This window comes from Streptomyces piniterrae (genome assembly GCF_005048155.1).
In the GTDB taxonomy this organism is placed as follows: domain Bacteria; phylum Actinomycetota; class Actinomycetes; order Streptomycetales; family Streptomycetaceae; genus Streptomyces; species Streptomyces piniterrae.
The window spans coordinates 39742-60082 of record NZ_SUMB01000018.1; the positions used below are offsets into that span (position 1 = coordinate 39742).

Consider the following 20341-nt stretch of genomic DNA (forward strand, 5'->3'; position numbering starts at 1 on the left):
GGTAGGCATTGGCCTGGGGCGCTGTGGTCCCCTAGGGGACCACAGCGCCCCGACCGATTTCCTACCCCGAGCCCTATCGGAAGATCCCCGTGTGCCCCAGTGAGTACCGTCCCGGCTGCGGGTAGACCGCCAGTCCGTGCGGGCCCTCGCCGACCTTGATCTTCGCCAGCGTTTTGCCGGTGTGCGCGTCCATCGCGTAGACCTCGGAGTTGTAGCGGCCGGAGAGCCACAGGACCTTGCCGTCCGCGGAGACGCCGCCCATGTCGGGGCTGCCGCCGCCGGGGATCCGCCACTTGTCGACGAGTTTGCCGGTCTTGAAGTCGAGGAGCGAGATGGAGCCCTCGCCGCGGTTGGAGATGTACATGTGCCGGGAGTCGCGGCTGACGTAGAGGCCGTGGGTGCCCTTGCCGGTGGGCATCAGCTTCGGCTTGCCGAAGGTGTCGCCGTTGAGGACCCACATGCCGTCGGCCATCATGTCGGCGACGTACCAGGTCCTGCCGTCCGGGGAGATCTTCACGTCCTGCGGCATCGCCCCCTCGAACGGCAGCTTCTGCTGGCCGATGACCTTCATCTTCTCCGTATCGACCTTGATGAGTTCGCCGGAGAACTCGCAGGAGACGATGAAGTAGCGCCCGTCCGGCGAGAAGTCGGCGTGGTTGACGCCCGCGCAGGTGACCGGCAGGGTCTTGCGGACCTTCATGGTGTGCGGGTCGCGGAAGACCAGCTGCTTGTCCATCGACGCCATCACCACCGCGTACTTCCCGTTGGGCGTGAAGTAGAGGTTGTACGGGTCGTGGACCTTGACGGTCCTGCCGGCCTTGCCGGTGGCGGGGTCGATCGGGGTGAGGTCGTGGCCGCGGTTGTTGTTGACCCAGAGCGTCTTCATGTCCCAGGACGGCACGACGTGCTGCGGCTGCACGCCCACCCGGATCGTCTCGATGACCTTGTATGTCTTCGGGTCGATGACGCTGACGGTGTCGGAGCCGGTGTTCGGCACGTACACCCGTGAGGGGAAGTTCCTGACGTGCGGCGCCAGCTTGTTGGGCCGGTCAGCGGCGTAGAGGTCGTGCTCGTCGAGCAGCGGCGGCATCCCCGGCAGTCCGGGACCGGCGGCCTTGGCGGGCGTCGGTCCGGCGGGGTGCGGGCTCTGTTCCGCGGCCTCGATGTCTTCGCCGCCACCGCACCCCGCCGCCACCAGTGCGCAGGCCACCGCGAGCAGCACGGCCCGGCGGCCGGCGCGCCGGGGTCGGCCGTTTCCGGCGCTTTTTCCGCGGTCCTGGGTACGGGTCCGGTCAGCCATCACGTCACTAGCTCCGTTGTCGTCACCGCGCGCAGACCGCGCCGGCGGAGGCCGTCGAGGATCGGGGGCAGCGCGGCGACGGTGCCCGCGTGCCCGAGGTGGAGGCTCACGACGGAGCCCGGCGCGGTCCCGTCGAGGACCGTGCGCTGGACGGCCGGCGCGCCGGGGTCGGCCGCGTCCAGGGAGTCCAGGTCGTAGGAGAGGACGTGCGGATAGCCGGCCTGGCGGGCCAGCCGGGTCACCAGGTCGGTGGCCCGCCGGGCGCGCGAGGGGCGGAACCAGCTGCCGGCGCTGCCGGTGAGCCTCCGCAGCCGGTCGGCGCACTGGCGGATCTCGGCGTATGCCTCGGCGGCGGGCAGGGCGCAGATGGCGCGGTGGTGCATGGTGTGGTTGCCCAGCTCGTGGCCGCCGTCGAGGATCCGGCGGGCCATCGCGGGCTGCTCGTCGAGCCAGTCGCCGACGGCGAGCACGGTGACCCGGGCGCCGGCCCGTTCGGCCTCGGTGAGCAGGGCCGTCGCCAGTTGGGGGTCACCGCTGCCGTGGAAGGTCAGCGCGACCGCGTGGCCGTCGCGCGGGCCGTGGACGATCTGTGCGGGCAGGCCGGGCACCCGGGGCGGCGGCCGGGCGGCGCGCGCCGGGGCGGGTGAGGCGGCGGGCTGCGGGGGGCGCCCGGTGTCCGGTACGGCGGAGGTGTCCGTACGGGCCGGGTCGCAGCCCGACGCCAGCGCACCGGCGCCCGCGGCCGAGGCGGCAGCGCGCAGCACGGAGCGACGATCTAGGGAGGTCACCACATCATTAGAGTGGCAACTGATCCGAATTGTTGCGATCTGTCTGGTTCGTACGGGTGCGTGTCGCCCCCGGCGCCCCCGCCCGGCGGGGCCTTACGCGGGCCAGGCGTCCGCGAGCATCGCCCGTGTGTCGGCGAGGAGTTGGGGCAGCACCTTGGTGTGGCCGACCACCGGCATGAAGTTGGTGTCGCCGCCCCAGCGCGGGACGACGTGCTGGTGGAGGTGGGCCGCGATCCCGGCGCCGGCGACGCCGCCCTGGTTCATCCCGATGTTGAAACCGTGCGCCCCTGACGCGGTACGCAGCGCGCCCATCGCCCGCTTGGTGAATTCGGCGAGCTCCGCGGTCTCCGGACCGTCCAGCTCGGTGTAGTCGGCGACATGCCGGAACGGGACGACCATGAGATGGCCGCCGTTGTACGGGTACAGGTTCAGCACCGCGTAGACATGCTCGCCGCGCGCGATCACGAGGCCGTCCTCGTCCGACTTCGCGGGGATCGAGCAGAAGGGGCAGCCGTCGTCGGCCCCCGGGCCGCTCGGCTTGTTCTCCCCCTGGATGTAGGCCATCCGGTGGGGCGTCCACAGGCGCTGGAAGGCGTCCTGCGTCCCGACTCCGATCTGCTGCTCCGGCTCGCTTGTCATACGGGCCAGCATATGACTTCGCCTGTTCGCGGCGTGTCGTTGGGGCGGACCCCGGCGCCGGCTCGGCGAAGCTGAACCGGTGGACAGCGAAGAGCGGCTGCGGGTCTGGGAAGAGCGCGCCGACCCGTACCTCCTGGTCGCCTCGCTCCTCTATCTCGCCGCCTACGCGGTGCAGGTCCTGGTGCCCGGCCTCTCCCCCGGCTGGCACACCTTCTGGCTCACCGTGACCGTCGTGACCTGGTCGGTCTTCGTGGTGGAATATCTGGCCCGGCTGATCCTCTGCGACGACCGGCGGCACTTCGTCCGTACGCGCTGGCTGGACCTGGTCGTGACCGTGCTCCCGCTGCTGCGTCCGCTGCGCATCGTCGAGGTGCACGAGCGGGTGCAGCGGCGCAGGGCGAGGCCGCGGCTCAACCTCGAAGCGCGGGTGATGGCGTACACGGGGCTCACGGTCGTGCTGCTGGGTTTCGCCGCCAGCCTGGCCGTGCTGCATGACGAGCGGTACGCGCCCGGCGCGAACATCCACACCTTCGGCGAGGCCCTGTGGTGGGCCGCGTCGACCCTGACGACGACGGGCTACGGCGACGCCACCCCGGTCACCGTGCGCGGCCGGCTGGTCGCGGTGGGCGTGATGTTCCTGGGGGTGGCGCTGGTGGGCGCGGTGGTGGGGTCGTTCTCGTCGTGGCTGCTGCGGCGGTTCCGGCTGGAGGGGGAACGGGAGGAATGAGAAGGCCCCGGGGAGCGGGTGCTCTCCGGGGCCTCGCGCTCACGCGGCGGGGCGTCACACCTGGACGCGACGCTCCACGACGTCCAGGATCTTGGCGATCGCCTCGTCCTTCGGAATGCCGTTCTCCTGCGACCCGTCCCGGTACCGGAACGAGACGGCGCCGTGCTCCATGTCCTCGTCACCGGCGATGATCATGAATGGCACCTTGGCCTTCTGAGCGTTCCTGATCTTCTTCTGCATCCGGTCGGACGACGAGTCGACCTCGATCCGCAGGCCCTTCTCACGGGCCTCCTCGGCGAACGCCTCCAGATACGGCACATGTGCGTCACCGATCGGGATCCCGGTCGCCTGCACCGGCGCCAGCCAGGCCGGGAAGGCACCCGCGTAGTGCTCCAGCAGCACCGCGAAGAACCGCTCGATCGAGCCGAACAGGGCGCGGTGGATCATGACCGGCTGCTGCTTGGACCCGTCGGCCGCGGTGTACTCGAGACCGAAGCGCTTGGGCTGCTGGAAGTCGACCTGCACGGTCGACATCTGCCAGGACCGGCCGATGGCGTCCTTCGCCTGCACCGAGATCTTCGGCCCGTAGTAGGCCGCGCCACCCGGGTCGGGAACGAGCGGCAGCCCCTGCTTCTCGGCCGCCTGGCGGAGCGCCTCGGTGGCCTCCTCCCACTCCGCGTCCTCGCCGATGAACTTGTCGGAGTCGTCGCGGGTGGACAGCTCCAGCTCGAAGTCGTGCAGACCGTAGTCGCGCAGCAGATCCAGGACGAAGGTCAGCAGCGAGTCCAGCTCGTCCGCCATCTGCTCCTTGGTGCAGTAGATGTGCGAGTCGTCCTGGGTGAAGCCGCGGGCCCGGGTCAGGCCGTGCACCACGCCGGACTTCTCGTAGCGGTAGACCGTGCCGAACTCGAAGAGCCGCAGCGGCAGTTCGCGGTACGAGCGGCCGCGCGCCTTGAAGATCAGGTTGTGCATGGGGCAGTTCATCGCCTTGAGGCGGTAGTTCTGCCCGTCGAACTCCAGGGGCGGGAACATCGCCTCGCCGTAGTTCGGCAGATGCCCCGAGGTCACGAAGAGCTGTTCCTTCGTGATGTGCGGGGTGTTGACGAATTCATAGCCCGACCGCTCGTGCCGCTTGCGGGAGTAGTCCTCCATGACCCGGCGCACGACGCCGCCCTTGGGGTGGAAGACGGCGAGACCGGAACCCAGCTCCTCCGGGATGGAGAAGAGGTCCAGCTCGGCGCCCAGCTTGCGGTGGTCGCGCTTCTCCGCCTCGGCCAGGAACTCCAGATACGCCTTGAGCTCGTCCTTGGTCGGCCACGCGGTGCCGTAGATCCGCTGGAGCTGCGGGTTGTTCTCGCTGCCCCGCCAGTACGCGGCGGCCGAGCGCATCAGCTTGAACGCCGGGATGACGCGGGTGCTGGGCAGGTGCGGACCGCGGCAGAGGTCCTTCCAGCACAGCTCGCCGGTCTTGGCGTCGAGGTTGTCGTAGATCGTCAGCTCGCCGGCGCCGACCTCGGCGGAGGCGCCCTCGGCGGCGTCCGCGGCGGAGCCCTTGAGCCCGATCAGTTCGAGCTTGTACGGCTCGTCGGCCAGCTCCTCGCGCGCGGCGTCGTCGGTGACCGCACGGCGCGCGAACTTCTGCCCGCGCTTCTGGATCTCCTGCATCTTCTTCTCGATGCGCTTGAGATCGTCGGGGTGGAAGGGGCTCTCGACGTCGAAGTCGTAGTAGAAGCCGTCCTTGATGGGCGGGCCGATGCCCAGCTTCGCCTCGGGGAACAGCTCCTGCACGGCCTGCGCCATCACATGCGCGGTGGAGTGCCGCAGGATGTTCAGGCCGTCCTCGGAGGTGATCTCGACGGGCTCGACCGCGTCGCCGTCGGCGACCTCGTACGCCAGGTCCTTCAGTTCCCCGGCCACCCGCGCGGCGACGACGCTGCGCTCACCCTGGAAGAGGTCGGCGGCCGTAGTCCCCGTGGTCACCACGCGTTCTTCCCGCTCGGAATCGCGTTGGACGGTCACACGGACGTCTGACACCGGTCTCTCCTGACTCATGTCTCTTTCACGTCAGCGATTGCTGCGCAGCCGAATCGTACCGAGCGAGCGGACCCCATCGCGAAACGGTTTGCCCCGGGCACCGCCGGGGGCCGCTCCCCCTCGGCTCAGTCTTCGGCCAGCGGCCCGCCGCACGCCTCCTCGAAGAAGTCGAGGTTCTCCTGGAGCGACTTCATCAGCCGGTCCCGCTCCGCCTCGTCGACCTGCACCGGGGTGACGTCGCAGCCCCCGGTGATACGGCGGAAGCCGCCCCGGCTCTCCAGCCTCCCGGTCACCCGGATCGGCAGTCCCACCAGGTGCGCGTGCGCCGCGATCCGGTAGTCCTCCTCCTCCAGGGCCACCCGCACCTGGACCACGTCGGCCCCGGTGATCACCCGCAGCCGCACCGCCCCGGGACCGCACGGGCGCTCCCTGCGCAGCCGTACGACGGCGCCGGTCACCCGCACCGGCAGCGACGGCTCGTCCCGTACGTAGCGCTGGGCGGCCTGCTGGAGGGCGGGCAGGTCCCCGGGCGAGAACTCGACGGGTTCGGGGCGGGCCGGGCAGCCGACGGGGGCGCCGGCCGCCGGCGACCACTCGACGGTGATCCGCACCCCTTCCACATCCCGCACCAGCGCGATCAGCGCCTGTGTCAGCTCATGGCAGACGCCCAGCTCGACGGCGGCGTCGAAGGCGTCCATGCCGCCGGTGGCCCGCTGGTAGTCGGTCGCGTCGCGGGCCGCGTGCAGCGCCCGTTGCAGTCCGGCGACGGCGCCCCGGCCAGCCCGTACGGGCACGAACGCGGTCAGCCGGCGCCCCGCCGAGGCCGGGCCGACCAGCACGTCGGCCAGGAACCCCTCGGCCTGCCGCTTGTGCCGGGCGCCGTAGTAGCCGGCCCTGGCGTAGGTGCCGAGCGCCCCGGCGATCAGCATCGAGCGGGCGGCGCCGCGCAGCTGCTCCTGCGCCACCCAGTGCGCGGCCCCCGAGCCGTCGTCCGGGATCTCGCGCTCCCAGCGGACCTCGTCGCTGGGCACGGCGAGCCCCACCAGCACCTCGCGGGCGGAGGGCGCGACGCTCCGCGCCAGCGCGGCCAGCGCCTCGGCCAGCAGCTCCGCGCTGTCGGGGAACCGTCGGTCGTGCGGCACCAGCAGGCTCGTACCGTCCGCTCCGCCCGGCGGCGTCCACCGGGCGTAGTGGCCGACGGCCCCGCCTCTGCGCCGCCAGCCGTGCCGGGCCAGCAGCGCGTTGAGCACCGCCGGATCGACCTCCGCCGGGTCCAGGAGCCGTGCGTCGAATTCATCGGTCGGCCGGTACATCAGGGTCTCCCTCCCGCCCCGACCCGCGTCATGATCTCGCAGAGCGCGCGGTCGTCGAAGATCCGCGTGGTCGGGATCCGCACAGTGGTCCTGCGCCGGCCGCTGATCTTGTGGCCGGCCAAGTTGATCCAGTAGCAGCAATGCCGCAGTTCGAGGCGGTCGTGGCCCGCCCGCAGCCAGTCTTCCGGTCTTCGTGGGACCAGCATCACGACGAGGATCTTGTGCACCGAGACCGGTGTGCGGGCCAGCTTCGCCAGGTGATCGTTGTCGAGCGTGAAGGCGAACGTCGGGCCGGGCGGGCGGGGAGCGGTCTGGTAGGTGCATTTGAGCTGCACCTTGATGGTGACCTCGTCGTCGACGGTGTGGCCGGGCGCGCCATGGCTGACGTGCCAGTCGATTCCGTTGTCCGGGAAGGGCTGCGCCAGCGAGCATCCGGAGGCGGCGGCGATCGCGTGCAGATAGCCGACCTGCAGGGTCTCCATGCAGGCGGTGGTGGCGAGTCCGCCGCGCTGCGGGATGGTCCGCTGGGGCAGCAGCCCGCCCGGTTCGGGCTGCGCGATGGTCATCGCGGGGGTGCCTTCCGGGCTGTGCCGATCGATGCGGTCGTGCCGATCGATGGGTCGGTGGATCGATGCGTCCGTATGACGGGGAGGCAGCCGGCGGCGTACGGGAGAGCCCTGCGCTGCCGGCCGTATCCGGTGGCGTCGGGGGACGCCGCCGCCGGACCGCGCGGATCGCGTCGGCCCGTCACTGTGGTTGTCTCCGCGTCAAGTGGTCGGCAAACAAGAGCGGTTCGACCACGGCGCTGGTCGGGTATCACCAGGTCGGGTGACGTGCACGGTCATCCACCTTACGAGCGCGAGGAGTTGGGATGATGCCGTGCTGGTATGACGGTCCGCTTGCCGCCTTCGACACCGAGACGACGGGCATAGACGTCGAGCGGGACCGCATCGTCTCCGCGGCCCTGGTCGTGCAGGAGACCCCGCGCTCCGCTCCGCGGGTCACCAACTGGCTGATCAATCCGGGCGTCGAGATCCCGGAGGCGGCGACGGCGGTGCACGGCCTGACCGCCGACCATCTGGCGCTGCACGGCCGCTGGCCGTCGCCGGTGCTGGAGGAGGTCGCGCGTGCCCTGGCCGCCCAGTCGGTGGCCGGCCGCCCGCTGGTCGTGATGAACGCCCCCTTCGATCTCACGCTCCTGGACCGCGAGTTGAAGCGGCACCGCGCCACCTCGCTGGACGCCTATCTGGACGCCCATCCGCTGTGCGTCCTGGACCCCCGGGTCCTGGACAAGCACCTGGACCGCTATCGCAAGGGCCGCCGCACCCTCACCGACCTGTGTGCGCACTACGAGGTCGAGCTGACCGACGCCCATGAGGCGGCGGCCGACGCGTTCGCCGCGCTGCGGGTCGTCCGGGCCCTGGGGCAGCGCTTCGCGTCCCGGCTGGAGGGGCTGCGTCCGGTCGAGCTGCACACCCGGCAGGCGGTCTGGTACGCCGCCCAGGCCCGCGGGCTCCAGGAGTGGTTCGCGCGCAGCGGCACCCCGGAGACCGTGGATCCGCATTGGCCGCTGCGTCCGGAACTCCCCGCCGCGGCCTGATAGCCCCTCAGCAATTCCGGCCGATCGACCGGGTGGTTTCCGGGCGCGGAAAGCGGCGAAGCGGAAAGCGGGCATTACACAATGGCTTTCAACGACAAGAACCGGGCCGCTTTTTGGCGGCCCGGTTCTTGATCCCGGTGGGCGATACTGGGTTCGAACCAGTGACCTCTTCGGTGTGAACGAAGCGCTCTCCCACTGAGCTAATCGCCCGGGTGTCGGCGGGGTTTCCCTCGCGAACGAGCTGAACAATACAGGCCGCCGGGGCCTTCCATCAAATTCCTGTTTCCCGCGGGCGCCCGCCACCGGGCCCCGGGCGTCCGGGCCCGCTCAGCCCCGGGCCAGCCAGGCCGCCAGCCCGCGCCGGCCGGCCCGCATCATCAGCCGGTGATTGACGGCGAACAGCGGCCGGCCCAGCAGTGCGAGCCGCCGCAGCAGCGGTTTGCAGACCTCGACCTCCTGCTCGTACACGGCCCGCGTCCCGCCCCTGCCGGGCTTGATCGTCCAGCGCGCCCAGCCGGCCACGTCCCCGCGCAGCGTTATCTCCAGGACCCCAGCGCCCGGATCCCGTACGCCCTCGGACGCCACGATCCGCAGGTCGTAGGGGAGCAACGACCGGATACGGGCCGTGCCGCGGTGGTCGTCGATGGTGGTGACCTCGCGCACCTGCGGCCACCACCGGGGATAGGTCTCGCCGCGTTCGAGGACGGCGTAGACGACGGCGGGCGACGCGTCGAGCAGCCATACGCTGCGAAAACGGTAGTGATGCAGACGGCGGGACCAGTCGGGCATGATCCCAGTGTGCGGTGTAGGTGGCGCATGTGCCCAAAAAGTGCAACGGCCCGGAGACTTGGGTCTCCGGGCCGGTCTGCCGGGGTGGGCGATACTGGGTTCGAACCAGTGACCTCTTCGGTGTGAACGAAGCGCTCTCCCACTGAGCTAATCGCCCGGCGCACCGCCAACATTACCGCACGTCGGCGGGCACTTCCGACCAGTTCCGGATCACTCGGCGACGTTCCACGGCATCGCGAAGCCGAACTTCCACACATACACCGCGAGCACCGCCGCGATGATCACCAGGCCGATGGCGGTCAGAATGATGTTGCGCCGCCGCACCTTCGGGTCGAGCGCCTTCTGGGCCGCCTCGGTCACCTTCCGCTTGGTCCAGCGCAGCACGAGCTGGGCCCAGACGAATTCCGTCGCCCAGATCGCCATACCGGCGAAGATCACCAGCCAGCCGGGGCCCGGCAGCGGCAGCATGATCACGCCGACGACGACCACCGCGAGACCGACGATGAAGATTCCGACCTGCCAGCTCAGATGCAGCGGCCGGGAGCGCTTGATGAAGTGCGGCGCGCGCGAACCGAGCGGCTGCTCGTGCGTCACGGCGCTCCCTTCGGCAGCCTCCGGCCCCCCGTTACTCTCCGTATTCATGGGGCCCAACTTACCGGACGCGATCCGTCCGCCGGAATTACCGCCGAGGACGAGCTGGCAATCCGCCGTAAGAGGTACCTGAAGGCACCCAAAACAGTCAGAGGGGTTTACAACGGCACCGTAGGTGGCATGTCGATTTCGCCGACGTGCGAATCCCCGAGCGCACACTGAGCGAAAGGCCCTGGCGCTTATGAACACCACGGTCAGCTGCGAGCTGCACCTGCGCCTCGTTGTGTCGAGCGAGTCCTCACTGCCTGTACCCGCGGGCCTGCGGTATGACACGGCCGATCCCTATGCCGTGCATGCCACCTTCCACACCGGAGCCGAGGAGACCGTCGAGTGGGTTTTCGCCCGCGACCTCCTCGCCGAGGGCCTGCACCGGCCCACGGGAACCGGAGACGTCCGCGTATGGCCGTCCCGGAGCCACGGACAGGGCGTGGTCTGCATCGCCCTGAGTTCCCCGGAAGGCGAAGCCCTTCTCGAGGCCCCCGCGCGGGCCCTCGAATCGTTCCTCAAGAGGACCGACGCGGCCGTACCGCCCGGTACGGAACACCGCCACTTCGATCTCGACACCGAGCTCTCCCACATCCTGGCGGAGAGCTGAGACGCACCACAGCCGCCCAACGCACCCAACCGCTCAACTTGCGACCGTCCGACTCGGGGAGACGGCGCAGGACCGACAAGTTCACACGGCACACTTCGGCGCCGTCGCCGCGGACCCACCGCGGAGACGGCGCCGAGGCTTGTTCCAGGCGCTAGAGTCGGCGACCATTCGGCAACGACACCGGGGGGCGGCCGATCCGGCCGGCCCCCACCCGGCCAGGGAGCGGACCCGTGATGATCACCCATGACACCCGGTGCGCGCTGGACGCGGTCGTCGATCTGCTCAACACCGCTCCGGAGGGCGAGGCGCCCGGGGCACCGGACAGCCTGACCGACCTCGCGGCGCTCGAGGACTTCGTGAAGCGCAACGAGGTCAGCGACGTGGGCACCCTCTGCGAGCGCGATCTGGCGGCCGTACGGGGCGTCCGTGGGCGCTTCGCCCAGGTCTTCGCCGCCGATGACGACCGGACCGCCGCCGAACTGCTGAACTTCCTGGTCGCCTCGGCCGGCACCACTCCCCGGCTGACCGACCACGACAACTACGACTGGCATGTCCACTACTTCGCGCCGGGCGCCTCGGTCGCCGAGCATCTGGCCGCGGACGGCGGGATGGCGCTGGCCTTCCTCGTCGTCGCCGGGGAGCGGGAGCGGCTGCGGCGCTGCGAGGCGCCGGACTGCCGGCACGCGTTCGTCGACCTCTCGCGGAACCGCTCCCGGCGCTACTGCGACAGCCGCACCTGCGGCAACCGGCTGCATGTCGCGGCCTACCGGGCACGGCGCCGGGAGGCGGCGGGCTGAGGGCCGAACGGCTGAAGTACGGCGCGGCGACACGCCGTGACCGCGCGCTCACAGGATATAGAGGTCGTGTACTGCGCCGAGAAGGAGCAACAGGCCGATGATGCCGAGGAAGAGCATCAGCGGCGGCTGGGACAGCGCGAAAAGACAGCCGCGCGGTTCGGGGGCCGGGGCGTCTTCCCTGGCCAGGGCGCACTCATCGTTCATCTCGCGCGCATCATGGCGCAGTTGATCGCGGGCGCACGCCCAATAGGCGCTTCAGCAGCGGTAGTTCATCAGATCCCGTGTTTTTTCAGGATCGCTTCGATGTCCGAGAAGTCATCCTTGGGTGCACCACCCGCGCTCTTGTCCTTGCCCTTGTCCTTTCCCTTGGCCTTCGCGGCCGGCTGAGCCGCGCCGTGGCCGGCGCCGAGGGAGGGTACGGAGGCGGCCGGCGCCACCACCCCGGACCGGGCGGCCGCCGCGGCCTTGCGCTCCTTGCGACTGCCGATCCCCCGGCGGCGCTCGACGACCCGGCCGATGGTGAACAGCACGGCGGAGAGCGCGAGCACGCCGAAGCCGGCCCAGACCGAGGGCTTGAAGACGATGTCGGTGAGCCAGTCGATGACACCGGTCAGCACCAGGCCGAGGGGGATGAGAGAAAACGCGGCGATGCGGGTCGCGGCCAGGAACCGCTTGCGGTAAGCCGTCAGTGCGGCAATGGCCAGGCCCGCAGCCGACACCGCGGCACAGACGGTCGAGGTCAGCATCCGGTCCTCCTGCCGATGGATGGGCGAGCGTGCGTTGCGCTCCTCTCCATCCTGCCCTGTCCGGTGCGCGGGCGGCCATGTTCCGGGACGGGCTCAGGGACATCTCCGGGTTCCGGTCCTCCGCAGGTCCCGGTTCGGGCCCCGCCCACCGGACTGGGAGACTGGCCCCATGAACGACGCCACCACCTCCGACGCCTCGTCGCCGGCCGCTTCCGTCCTCCCCATCGTTCTGGACGTCTGGTGCGAGCTGCAGTGCCCGGACTGCCATGCCGCCCTGGACGATCTGCGGGCACTGCGCGAGCGTTACGGCGACCGGCTGGACATCCGGCTGCGCCACTTCCCCCTGGAGAAGCACAAGCACGCCTACGTCGCGGCCCAGGCCGCCGAGGAGGCCACGGAGCAGGGGCAGGGCTGGCCGTACGCCGAGGCGGTGCTGGCGCGCACCGAGGAGCTGGCCGGACGCGGCGAGAAGCTGCTGCTGGAGGTGGCCGGGGAGCTGGGGCTGGACGCGGAGGAGCTGGACACCGCGCTGATCGACGGGCGGCATCTGCTGATCGTCGACGCGGACCAGGCGGAGGGCAAGGCGATCGGTGTGAGCGGCACTCCGACCTATGTGATCGGCGGCGAGCGGCTGGACGGCGGCAAGAGCCAGGAGGGCCTGCGCGCCCGGATCGAGGAGATCGCCGACCGGCTGCTGGCCGAGCAGGGCTGAGAACGGGCCTACGGGTGCCGCAGTGCCGCCGCGGCACCCCGGGCCGGCACGCGACCGCCGGTCGTCAGCGGCCGATCGTCAGCCGTCAGCCGCCGGCGGTCACAGGATCGGCTTCCACAACAGATAGCCGGTCGGCCGGTAGCCCAGCGAGTCGTAGAGCTTGAGCGCCGGCGCGTTGTCGGTGTAGACGTTCAGGCCGAGGGTCTCACGGGCGGCCGCGAGGCATTCGCGCTCGGCGATCAGCATCAGCGTGCGGCCGTGCCCCCGACCTCGGTGTGCGGGGTCGACTTTCACGTCCATGACGTAGCCGCCGGGCTCCCCCGGCCGCCGCATCGCGACCCACACGTGCCCGACGTCCACACCGTCATGGGCGAGGATCCGCACCACATGGTCCGGCGTGGCCACGCCGTCCGGGCGCACCGCGCGGTGTCCGTCCGCGGAGATCCGCTCGGCCCGTTCGCGGGACATCCCGTTCGTCGTCAGCTGCGACACGTAGGCGGCGTGCGCCTCGGCGAACCAGGCCGGGAACTCCGCCTCGCCCAGCGGCCGGTCCTGGCTGCCAGCGGGGAGCTGTGACGGCGCGGGCTCCTTGGCCATCCGCCGGCTGCGCTCGGTGTAGCCCAGCGCGGCGGCCAGCCGCAGGGCGGCCTCGGCGGCGGCCGGGACGGTCAGCTCTATGCGCCGGCAGCCCCAGCCGCGCAGCACTTCCTCGGCGGCCAGCGCGGCAACGGTGGCGCGGCCACGGTGCCGGTCCGGGGGGTCGATCTCCAGGGCCTCGATCCGGCCGGCCGCCGGCCCGAACCGCGCATCGGTGGCCAGCCGGATCCGGCCGACGCGGCGGCTGTTGACGCAGACGTCGTACGGGCGGGCCCGGCCGCCGCCGTCCTGTCGTTCTTCCGGTCCGGCGGGCCGCAGCGTAGTGGTCACAAGGACTTTCTACCCGCCCGCGCGGGGCCCGTCATCACCGCGGATCGAAGTCGGCGGCCGACCGTTCGTCGAAGATCCGCATGGCTTCGGCCGTCACCGGGCCCGGCCCGTCGGCCAGTTGGCGGCCGTCGATCCGGGTCACGGCCTGGACGTCGCGCAGGGTGGAGGTCAGGAAGATCTCCTCGGCCCGCTCCAGGGCGTCGAGCGGCAGGTCGGTCTCCTTGGCCCCGGCCCAGGCGACGGTGAGCGCGCGGGTGATGCCCGCCAGGCAGCCGGAGGACAGCGGCGGAGTGTGCAGCTCGCCGTCCAGGACGACGAAGACATTGGAGCCGGTGCCTTCGCAGAGCGCGCCGACGGTGTTGGCGAACAGCGCCTCGGACGCGCCCAGTTCGCGTGCGCGGGCGAGCGCGACGACGTTCTCGCCGTACGAGGTGGTCTTCAGGCCGGCGAGCGCGCCGCGTTCGTTCCGGGTCCAGGGGACCGTGACGGCGGCGGTGGTGTCGGGGCGGCGGGACGTCTCGCTGAGCGCGATGACCAGCGTCGTTCCGTTGTCGCCGCGGTCCGAGCCGAGCGGTGAGAGGCCGCCGGTGTAGGTGATCCGGAGCCGTCCGAGGGCCATCGGGTTGGCGTCCAGGACGGCCGCGCAGCCGCGCCGTACCTCGTCGAGGTCGGGGGCGGGCAGGCCGAGGCCCTCGGCGGAGGTGGTCAGCCGCTCCAGGTGGCGGGTGAGGGCGAAGAGCCGTCCGTCGGCGGCCTTGATCGTCTCGAAGACGCCGTCGCCGACCGTCAGTCCGTGGTCGAAGACCGAGACCCGGGCGCCGTCGGCGTCCCGCAGTGCCCCGTCGAGCCAGATCCTCATCGTCGTGTTCCTCCGCTCGCCTCGTGCACGCCCGACGCTACCGCCAGCAGCCGGCTGGCCTTCAGTTCGGTCTCGGCCCACTCCCGCTCGGGATCGGAGTCCCAGATGATCCCCGCGCCGGCGCCGAAGCGCAGCACCGGGCCGCCGGGGGCGGTGCGGTCGATCCAGAACGTACGGATGCCGACGTTGAGCTCGCCGGTGCGGCGGTCGGCGTCGACCCAGCCGATGCCGCCGCAGTAGGGACCGCGGGGTGCGGTCTCCAGCTCGTCGATGATCTTCAGGGCGCTGTACTTGGGGGCGCCGGTGACCGAGCCGGGCGGGAAGGTGGCGCCGAGCAGGTCCGCCCAGGCCGTCTTCCGGTTCCTTCCGTCGAGTTCGCCGCGCACGGTGGAGACGAGATGGACCAGGCCGGGGTGCGGTTCGACGGTGCACAGCGCCGGGACGGTCACGGTGCCGGTGGCGCAGACCCGGCCGAGGTCGTTGCGGACCAGGTCCACGATCATCACGTTCTCCGCCTGGTCCTTCTCGGTGAGGTCCGCGGCGGTCCGTCCGGTTCCCTTGATCGGCCCGGACTCGACGGTGCGGCCGTCGCGGCGCAGATACAGCTCGGGCGAGGCGGTGGCGACCTCGACGCCGTGGCCGGGCAGGCGGATCGTTCCTGCGTACGGCGCGGGGTTGCCGCGGGCCAGCACCGCGGACAGCGCGTCCACATCGGCGCGGGCGGGGTCGGGCAGCGGCGCGGTCAGCACCCGGCAGAGGTTCACCTGGTAGACGTCGCCGGCCGCGATGTATTCACGGATCCGCCGCACGCCCGCGGTATAGGCGGCGCGGTCCAGGGAACTGGTCCAGTCGCCGGGCGCCGGGCCGAGCCAGCCACCGGGGGCGGGTTCGTCCGCGGCCGTGGCCGGGCGGATATCGCCGAAGCGGGCGCAGACCACCGCCCCCTCGAAGTCGGCGACCACCGCCCACCAGCCCGTGGAGTCCAGGGCCGCGGGGTCGCTGGTGACATCGCGCAGGTCGGTGGCTATCAGACCGCCGAAGCGGGCCATAGGAGGGAAGTCGTGCACGTCAGTGAGTCTATGGCGGGGGCCCGACGACCGCCTGGGCCGAGCGAGCAGCGCAGCACGCTGCACAAACGCGTTTTTGTACTGGCCCCGGAATCCGCTAGAGTTCAACACGTCGCCGGGACGCGGAAGCGCCCCGGAGGCCGAGTAGCTCCCGGACGTAGTCTGGGAGAGACACCTGCGGACGTAGCTCAGTTGGTAGAGCACCACCTTGCCAAGGTGGATGTCGCGAGTTCGAGTCTCGTCGTCCGCTCGATGTGGGGGATCTTCCCGAACCCCTTCACTCCTGGTGGAGTGGCCGAGAGGCGAGGCAACGGCCTGCAAAGCCGTCTACACGGGTTCAAATCCCGTCTCCACCTCCAAGGACGATTAGCTCAGCGGGAGAGCGCTTCCCTGACACGGAAGAGGTCACTGGTTCAATCCCAGTATCGTCCACTGGCCCGGTCTTCTCCGGGCCCCCGCGCGATTAGCTCAGCGGGAGAGCGCTTCCCTGACACGGAAGAGGTCACTGGTTCAATCCCAGTATCGCGCACGCAGCACCACGGAGATCGTTGAGTTCCGCTCATCGGGTTCGTGACCCGAGGACGATTAGCTCAGCGGGAGAGCGCTTCCCTGACACGGAAGAGGTCACTGGTTCAATCCCAGTATCGTCCACACCTGAGGCCGAGGGCCGGAGCACATCGCTCCGACCCTCGGTCGTTTGCGTCCGGGTCTGTTCGTCCGGGTTGTTCGGGTCGTCCGGTTCTGCCCAGGTCAGGACGAGAAGAGCATGTGGCCGAAGCTGCGGTGATGGCCGTGGTGCCCATGGTGACCGTGGTGGCCCTGGTGCGGGGCGCCCCAGGCGGGAGCGGCGGGGTAGGCCTGCGGGGCGGGCGGCGGCGGGGCCTGCTGCGTCCACTGCGCCTCGAGGCGGGTCAGCGACTCCAGCTCGCCGTAGTCCAGGAAGATCCCCCGGCAGCCGGCGCACTGCTCGATCTGCACGCCATTGCGGTTGTATGTCTGCATCGGTGCATGACACTTGGGGCACTGCATCGTCGGCTCAACTCCTGTAATCCGTCGCTGCTCACTGCGGCACCGCCGGAACATCCGCCCGGCGATGAGGTGTTCACCCTACGTCGGAGGCGCCGGGCGCCAACTGCTGCGGCAGGGAAGTCATCCGGGCGCAGGCGTCGACGACGGCCGACTCGACCTCGTCCAGCGGGCGGGACGCGGCGTGGGCCTTGGCGACGGCCAGCGCGGCGGTCTGCACGGTCAGGGTGCGCGCGGGGATCTCCAGGTCGGGCCAGGGGTCGCCGTCGGGGGGCACGGCCGGGCCGCCGGCGGCGCGGTAGGCGGCCAGGAAGCGGGACCAGATGTCCGGGGCGAGCAGGCCGGTGGCGAACCAGGCGGCGGGGCGGGCCAGGTCCCAGGCGGGGTTGCCCAGGCCCAGGTCGTCGATGTCTATCAGCAGCCAGCGGCCGTCGGCGGGTGGGTGCCGGACGAGCTGGCCGAGGTGGAGGTCGCCGTGGCAGAGGTGGGCGCTGTGCGGCGGCGGGGCGGCGCCGCGGGCCCAGGGCGGCAGCGCGGCCCAGGCGCGCTCGATGGCGTCGGCGGCCGCGGAGAGGGGGCCGGGGCCCGGTCGCGGTGGGTGCGTCGTACGGGCGGTGCGCAGGCGGGTCAGGGCGCGGGCGGCCTTGGCGGGGCCGCGCATCGGCGGGACGGGCCCTGCCAGTTGGCGGGGGTCGACGGAGTGGAGCCGGGCGAGCAGGCGGGCGGCGTCCTCCCAGGGGGCGGCGTCCGGGTCGTCCGGCGATACGGGGCTGCCGTACGGCCAGCGGGTCAGCGGGCGGCCGTCCTCGGCGAGGGTGAGATGGCCGTCGGGGGCGGTGAGGGGAAGCGGGGGCAGCAGGATGCCGTGCAGCAGGGGGTGGGCGGCGACGGCCAGCCGGGCGGCCAGGTCGCGCGGGTCGCAGTCGGGGGCGTGGGCCTTGGCGACGGTGCGGCCGCTGCGGACGAGGGTGCCGTCGGGGCGGTCGGCGAGCACTTCGGGGGCGGTGCCGGACACCGGCCCGCTTTCCGGTGCGCCGCCCGGTACGGGGGCCGCCGACAGGGCCGCCAGTCGGCCGAGCAGTGGTGCGGTCATCGTCCCCCCGAGTCGTACGAGCCGTGCGCGCGCCGGACGTGGCCTCTCGGCGTTCCGGGCGCCACGAGTGGTGCGGGCGGCGCTCCTGCGGGCCGCCAGGCCTGGGATCGTACGCGCGGGGCGGGCGGGCCGTCTGCCGCGGCGGCCCGGGAAAGCTCGATGGCCGGGCATCTCCCCAGATGCCCGGCCACTCGTGCCGTCCGCCGCACCCCCGTCCCCACGGGGTATTCGGCCGGAGGTCCCCGTCCCGGGCCGCTCTCCCGAGGCCGGGGCCGCCTTTCAGCGCCCCAGCATTCCGGCCACGGACGACGCCTGTGTGATGACGGCTTCCCAGCCGCCGAAGACCACGGCCAGGAGGATCGCCAGCGGCAGCACCATGGCCACCGCGACCAGGGGATGGCGGGTACTGGAGGACTGGTGACCGCCCAGCGCCGAGGCCGCTCCGTGCCCCTGCGCCCGACGGGCCGTCCGCCCGGAGGTCTCCGCCATCGTCCCGCTCCTGTCGTGATCTGGGGCGGCGGGCGTCTGACCTCGGGGGACGAGTGCTGCGCCCGCCGCTTGAACACCACATTAGGCTCGGCTCGGCGGCCGGGCGTCATGCCGTCGTACCGATTGACGGGCCTCCGGGAGGATGACGCGAGGAGCGCCGGCGTACTCCTCTGGGTGGAGAGCCGGGGACCGGGACCTGGGGACATCCCCGAAAGGACGGGCCCGTACGAGGCGCGCGCCCTCCCCCCTTCGGCTACTGCCGGCCCCCTCCCAGGTGATCTCGCTCACTTCGGCCACTCCCCCGCGCACCGCCCTCCCGGCCCCCCGTCCCGCACCGCCCGCCACCCCCGCCTACGCCCCGGCCGCTTCCCCGGCATCCACGACCAACCAGCCCGGATCACCTTTCATCCCGTCAATCTTCCTTCTGGGATGGATCATTGGCCTCCCCCGCGAGAACTCCGCCCGCACGGCGGCCGATTCCCGTCCGCTCTTCGAGGGTGCCACCCGCCACTGACAATCCACTCGCCGACGCATGCGCGGCCTATCAGCACAGCGAGCCGTCAATCCGTAAGCTGTGCCACGTCAGACGGTTGGCAGCGGAGTGGGGCCTTGCCCACCGCAGGTAGGGGACGGACATGGCGATGATGCGGCTCCGGCGCGAGGACCCGCGTGTCGTCGGGTCCTTCCGGCTGCACCGCCGGCTCGGCGCCGGCGGGATGGGCGTGGTCTATCTCGGCTCGGACAAGCGCGGGCAGCGGGTGGCCCTGAAGGTGATCCGGCCGGATCTGGCGGAGGATCAGGAATTCCGTTCGCGGTTCGCCCGCGAGGTGTCGGCGGCCCGGCGGATCCGCGGCGGCTGTACGGCCCGGCTGGTCGCGGCCGATCTCGACGCGGACCGCCCGTGGTTCGCCACCCAGTACGTTCCCGGCCCCTCGTTGCACGACAAGGTCAACGACGAGGGGCCGTTGTCGCCGGCGCAGGTCGCCTCCATCGGTGCCGCGCTCTCCGAAGGGCTGCTGGCCGTCCATGACGCGGGCGTCGTCCACCGCGACCTGAAGCCGTCGAACATCCTGCTGTCCCCCAAGGGGCCGCGGATCATCGACTTCGGTATCGCCTGGGCCACCGGCGCCAGCACGCTGACGCATGTCGGTACGGCCGTCGGCTCGCCGGGCTTTCTCGCGCCGGAGCAGGTGCGCGGGGCCGCGGTGACGCCGGCGACGGACATCTTCGCGCTGGGCGCCACCCTGGCCTACACCTGCACCGCGGACTCGCCCTTCGGGCAGGGCAGTTCGGAGGTCATGCTCTACCGGGTGGTGCACGAGGAGGCGCAGCTGGCCGGAGTGCCGGACGCGCTGGCACCGCTGCTCGCGTCGTGTCTGGCCAAGGATCCGGCGGACCGCCCGAGCACCCTGTCGCTGTCCTTGCGGCTCAAGGAGATCGCGGCCCGTGAGGCGCACGGTCTGTCCGGCGGACCACTGGAGAACGGCGCGGACACCGGGGCCGGTTGGCGGCGCGGGGAGCGCCGTCCGGCGGACCGGCCGACCGGGCAGCGGGCCGAGGAGTACGCGCGGCAGCGCACCGAGCGCCGGCCTACGGGAACTCCGGTGCCGCGCCCTCAGCCGGCCCGGCCCTCGTCGTCCCGGGAGGCGACGTCACGGGCGGGCGGCCCCGCGTCGGCGCCGGGCACGAACTCACGGGCCGGCGGGCGCACTTCGCGGCGGGTCCCGGCGGCGCGGCCCGCCGGGCGGAACGGTTCACGCGCGCCGGTGCGTACGACGTCGGGCGGGCGCCGCCCCGGTCCCGACCGCCGGCTGCTGCGGCAGCGGGTCATCGTGTTCGTGGTGGTGACGCTGCTGGTGGCGCTGGGCATCGCGGCGGCCCAGGGCTGCCAGGGGCCGGCACGCGGGCTGGGCGCGGGACCGGCCGCGGTCGCGGCGTACGGGGGCGAGAGCGGGGCTTAGGGGGCGGGGCTTCGGGGGCGGGCTGGGGGGCCTTGGTGGACGGACCCCTAGGGGTCGTTCGAACAGATCCCCTAGGGGATGCGAGGACCCCCTGCGGGTCCACAACGTGGTGGGGCGAGGGGGTATTCCCGCCCGGGGGATCATTCCAGGGTGGGGGAATCATTCCCTGCCGGGGCATCTTCCCGGATCACGGCGGTAGGACCCGGGCCCGGCCATGATCCGCCGGCC

General features: G+C 71.7%; 22 protein-coding genes and 7 tRNA genes. 11 read left to right on the top strand and 18 right to left on the bottom strand.

What is annotated here, in order from left to right; genetic code table 11:
• Positions 1-73: 73 nt before the first annotated feature.
• The 3 genes from FCH28_RS35765 to FCH28_RS35775 all read right to left on the bottom strand — a co-directional run bounded on the left by FCH28_RS35765 (position 74) and on the right by FCH28_RS35775 (position 2739).
• Complete coding sequence (locus tag FCH28_RS35765; protein WP_136744591.1) at positions 74-1300, bottom strand: YncE family protein; 1227 nt, start codon at positions 1298-1300, stop codon at positions 74-76.
• Positions 1300-2088 (bottom strand): polysaccharide deacetylase family protein, encoded by a 789-nt coding sequence (locus FCH28_RS35770; protein ID WP_136744592.1) that lies wholly within the window; start codon positions 2086-2088, stop codon positions 1300-1302. Before FCH28_RS35770 ends, FCH28_RS35765 begins: the two co-directional genes overlap by 1 nt.
• A gap of 93 nt (positions 2089-2181) precedes the next feature.
• Positions 2182-2739 carry an HIT family protein gene (locus tag FCH28_RS35775; RefSeq protein ID WP_136744593.1) on the bottom strand — a complete coding sequence of 186 codons (558 nt, stop codon included), beginning with the start codon at positions 2737-2739 and terminating at the stop codon, positions 2182-2184.
• A 67-nt stretch (positions 2740-2806) separates the two neighbouring features.
• Between FCH28_RS35775 and FCH28_RS35780 the strand changes: the two genes are divergently transcribed.
• Positions 2807-3454 (top strand): potassium channel family protein, encoded by a 648-nt coding sequence (locus tag FCH28_RS35780; protein ID WP_136744594.1) that lies wholly within the window; start codon positions 2807-2809, stop codon positions 3452-3454.
• A 54-nt stretch (positions 3455-3508) separates the two neighbouring features.
• On the opposite strand, the gene thrS is transcribed toward FCH28_RS35780, so the two are convergent.
• From thrS to FCH28_RS35795, 3 genes are all read right to left on the bottom strand, one after another.
• The gene (gene thrS / locus FCH28_RS35785) at positions 3509-5488 is read right to left on the bottom strand and encodes a threonine--tRNA ligase (protein ID WP_136744595.1); all 1980 of its coding nucleotides are present in this window, start codon (positions 5486-5488) and stop codon (positions 3509-3511) included.
• 125 nt (positions 5489-5613) lie between these two features.
• Positions 5614-6801, bottom strand: a complete 1188-nt coding sequence (locus FCH28_RS35790) for a hypothetical protein (protein WP_136744596.1) — start codon at positions 6799-6801, stop codon at positions 5614-5616.
• Positions 6801-7367: a DUF4365 domain-containing protein gene (locus FCH28_RS35795; protein WP_136744597.1), complete on the bottom strand. Its 567-nt coding sequence runs from the start codon at positions 7365-7367 to the stop codon at positions 6801-6803. The genes FCH28_RS35790 and FCH28_RS35795 overlap by 1 nt, the downstream gene beginning before the upstream one ends.
• A 308-nt stretch (positions 7368-7675) precedes the next feature.
• Between FCH28_RS35795 and FCH28_RS35800 the strand changes: the two genes are divergently transcribed.
• Positions 7676-8401: a 3'-5' exonuclease gene (locus FCH28_RS35800; protein WP_136744678.1), complete on the top strand. Its 726-nt coding sequence runs from the start codon at positions 7676-7678 to the stop codon at positions 8399-8401.
• 138 nt (positions 8402-8539) lie between these two features.
• Here FCH28_RS35800 and FCH28_RS35805 read toward each other — a convergent pair.
• From FCH28_RS35805 to FCH28_RS35820, 4 genes are all read right to left on the bottom strand, one after another.
• Positions 8540-8611: transfer RNA gene (locus FCH28_RS35805), tRNA-Val, on the bottom strand.
• 117 nt (positions 8612-8728) lie between these two features.
• Positions 8729-9190: an SRPBCC family protein gene (locus FCH28_RS35810; protein ID WP_136744598.1), complete on the bottom strand. Its 462-nt coding sequence runs from the start codon at positions 9188-9190 to the stop codon at positions 8729-8731.
• Between the two features lie 85 nt (positions 9191-9275).
• Positions 9276-9347, bottom strand: a tRNA-Val gene (locus tag FCH28_RS35815).
• Positions 9348-9400: 53 nt separating this feature from the next.
• On the bottom strand, positions 9401-9832 hold the full coding sequence (locus tag FCH28_RS35820; RefSeq protein WP_136744599.1) for a TIGR02611 family protein: 432 nt from the start codon (positions 9830-9832) through the stop codon (positions 9401-9403).
• A gap of 190 nt (positions 9833-10022) precedes the next feature.
• Here FCH28_RS35820 and FCH28_RS35825 point away from each other — a divergent pair, with 190 nt between their 5' ends.
• Entirely contained in the window at positions 10023-10436 is a 414-nt protein-coding gene (locus FCH28_RS35825; protein WP_003959770.1) for an SsgA family sporulation/cell division regulator, read from the top strand.
• A 230-nt stretch (positions 10437-10666) separates the two neighbouring features.
• Positions 10667-11233, top strand: a complete 567-nt coding sequence (locus tag FCH28_RS35830) for a CGNR zinc finger domain-containing protein (RefSeq protein ID WP_136744600.1) — start codon at positions 10667-10669, stop codon at positions 11231-11233.
• Between the two features lie 48 nt (positions 11234-11281).
• Here the strand turns inward: FCH28_RS35830 and FCH28_RS38425 are convergent, their stop codons facing one another.
• A complete protein-coding gene (locus tag FCH28_RS38425) occupies positions 11282-11437 on the bottom strand; it encodes a hypothetical protein (protein ID WP_169314340.1) in 156 nt (51 codons plus the stop codon).
• Positions 11438-11505: 68 nt separating this feature from the next.
• Positions 11506-11979, bottom strand: coding sequence for a hypothetical protein (locus tag FCH28_RS35835; RefSeq protein ID WP_136744601.1), 474 nt, complete (start codon positions 11977-11979; stop codon positions 11506-11508).
• 169 nt (positions 11980-12148) lie between these two features.
• On the opposite strand from FCH28_RS35835, the gene FCH28_RS35840 reads away from it, so the two are divergent.
• Positions 12149-12691 carry a DsbA family protein gene (locus FCH28_RS35840; RefSeq protein WP_136744602.1) on the top strand — a complete coding sequence of 181 codons (543 nt, stop codon included), beginning with the start codon at positions 12149-12151 and terminating at the stop codon, positions 12689-12691.
• Positions 12692-12790: 99 nt separating this feature from the next.
• On the opposite strand, the gene FCH28_RS35845 is transcribed toward FCH28_RS35840, so the two are convergent.
• The 3 genes from FCH28_RS35845 to FCH28_RS35855 are packed head-to-tail and all read right to left on the bottom strand — an operon-like array spanning position 12791 to position 15544.
• Positions 12791-13618, bottom strand: coding sequence for a GNAT family N-acetyltransferase (locus FCH28_RS35845; protein ID WP_136744603.1), 828 nt, complete (start codon positions 13616-13618; stop codon positions 12791-12793).
• Between the two features lie 34 nt (positions 13619-13652).
• A complete protein-coding gene (locus FCH28_RS35850) occupies positions 13653-14477 on the bottom strand; it encodes an aminotransferase class IV (protein ID WP_136744604.1) in 825 nt (274 codons plus the stop codon).
• Positions 14474-15544: a chorismate-binding protein gene (locus FCH28_RS35855; RefSeq protein WP_136744605.1), complete on the bottom strand. Its 1071-nt coding sequence runs from the start codon at positions 15542-15544 to the stop codon at positions 14474-14476. The genes FCH28_RS35850 and FCH28_RS35855 overlap by 4 nt, the downstream gene beginning before the upstream one ends.
• A gap of 177 nt (positions 15545-15721) precedes the next feature.
• Between FCH28_RS35855 and FCH28_RS35860 the strand changes: the two genes are divergently transcribed.
• The 5 genes from FCH28_RS35860 to FCH28_RS35880 all read left to right on the top strand — a co-directional run bounded on the left by FCH28_RS35860 (position 15722) and on the right by FCH28_RS35880 (position 16195).
• Positions 15722-15794 (top strand) — tRNA-Gly (locus FCH28_RS35860).
• Between the two features lie 35 nt (positions 15795-15829).
• Positions 15830-15903: transfer RNA gene (locus tag FCH28_RS35865), tRNA-Cys, on the top strand.
• Position 15904: 1 nt separating this feature from the next.
• Positions 15905-15976, top strand: a tRNA-Val gene (locus FCH28_RS35870).
• 25 nt (positions 15977-16001) lie between these two features.
• Positions 16002-16073 (top strand) — tRNA-Val (locus FCH28_RS35875).
• Positions 16074-16123: 50 nt separating this feature from the next.
• Positions 16124-16195 (top strand) — tRNA-Val (locus tag FCH28_RS35880).
• Positions 16196-16294: 99 nt separating this feature from the next.
• On the opposite strand, the gene FCH28_RS35885 is transcribed toward FCH28_RS35880, so the two are convergent.
• The 3 genes from FCH28_RS35885 to FCH28_RS35895 form a co-directional block, all read right to left on the bottom strand.
• Positions 16295-16573: a TFIIB-type zinc ribbon-containing protein gene (locus FCH28_RS35885; protein WP_136744606.1), complete on the bottom strand. Its 279-nt coding sequence runs from the start codon at positions 16571-16573 to the stop codon at positions 16295-16297.
• 73 nt (positions 16574-16646) lie between these two features.
• Positions 16647-17663 carry a phosphotransferase family protein gene (locus FCH28_RS35890; protein ID WP_136744607.1) on the bottom strand — a complete coding sequence of 339 codons (1017 nt, stop codon included), beginning with the start codon at positions 17661-17663 and terminating at the stop codon, positions 16647-16649.
• 279 nt (positions 17664-17942) lie between these two features.
• A complete protein-coding gene (locus FCH28_RS35895; RefSeq protein ID WP_136744608.1) occupies positions 17943-18152 on the bottom strand; it encodes a hypothetical protein in 210 nt (69 codons plus the stop codon).
• A 635-nt stretch (positions 18153-18787) separates the two neighbouring features.
• Here FCH28_RS35895 and FCH28_RS35900 point away from each other — a divergent pair.
• Positions 18788-20113: a serine/threonine-protein kinase gene (locus tag FCH28_RS35900; protein WP_136744609.1), complete on the top strand. Its 1326-nt coding sequence runs from the start codon at positions 18788-18790 to the stop codon at positions 20111-20113.
• The last annotated feature ends 228 nt before the right edge of the window (positions 20114-20341 follow it).

Bases quoted from the DNA above. Each gene is read 5' to 3' on its own strand.
- FCH28_RS35765 (WP_136744591.1), bottom strand. From the start codon at position 1,300: ATGGCTGACCGGACCCGTACCCAGGACCGCGGAAAAAGCGCCGGAAAC.
- FCH28_RS35775 (WP_136744593.1), bottom strand. From the start codon at position 2,739: ATGCTGGCCCGTATGACAAGCGAGCCGGAGCAGCAGATCGGAGTCGGG.
- FCH28_RS35790 (WP_136744596.1), bottom strand. From the start codon at position 6,801: ATGTACCGGCCGACCGATGAATTCGACGCACGGCTCCTGGACCCGGCG.
- FCH28_RS35795 (WP_136744597.1), bottom strand. From the start codon at position 7,367: ATGACCATCGCGCAGCCCGAACCGGGCGGGCTGCTGCCCCAGCGGACC.
- FCH28_RS35800 (WP_136744678.1), top strand. From the start codon at position 7,676: ATGCCGTGCTGGTATGACGGTCCGCTTGCCGCCTTCGACACCGAGACG.
- FCH28_RS35810 (WP_136744598.1), bottom strand. From the start codon at position 9,190: ATGCCCGACTGGTCCCGCCGTCTGCATCACTACCGTTTTCGCAGCGTA.
- FCH28_RS35820 (WP_136744599.1), bottom strand. From the start codon at position 9,832: ATGAATACGGAGAGTAACGGGGGGCCGGAGGCTGCCGAAGGGAGCGCC.
- FCH28_RS35825 (WP_003959770.1), top strand. From the start codon at position 10,023: ATGAACACCACGGTCAGCTGCGAGCTGCACCTGCGCCTCGTTGTGTCG.
- FCH28_RS38425 (WP_169314340.1), bottom strand. From the start codon at position 11,437: ATGAACGATGAGTGCGCCCTGGCCAGGGAAGACGCCCCGGCCCCCGAA.
- FCH28_RS35835 (WP_136744601.1), bottom strand. From the start codon at position 11,979: ATGCTGACCTCGACCGTCTGTGCCGCGGTGTCGGCTGCGGGCCTGGCC.
- FCH28_RS35840 (WP_136744602.1), top strand. From the start codon at position 12,149: ATGAACGACGCCACCACCTCCGACGCCTCGTCGCCGGCCGCTTCCGTC.
- FCH28_RS35850 (WP_136744604.1), bottom strand. From the start codon at position 14,477: ATGAGGATCTGGCTCGACGGGGCACTGCGGGACGCCGACGGCGCCCGG.
- FCH28_RS35885 (WP_136744606.1), bottom strand. From the start codon at position 16,573: ATGCAGTGCCCCAAGTGTCATGCACCGATGCAGACATACAACCGCAAT.
- FCH28_RS35890 (WP_136744607.1), bottom strand. From the start codon at position 17,663: ATGACCGCACCACTGCTCGGCCGACTGGCGGCCCTGTCGGCGGCCCCC.
- FCH28_RS35895 (WP_136744608.1), bottom strand. From the start codon at position 18,152: ATGGCGGAGACCTCCGGGCGGACGGCCCGTCGGGCGCAGGGGCACGGA.
- FCH28_RS35900 (WP_136744609.1), top strand. From the start codon at position 18,788: ATGGCGATGATGCGGCTCCGGCGCGAGGACCCGCGTGTCGTCGGGTCC.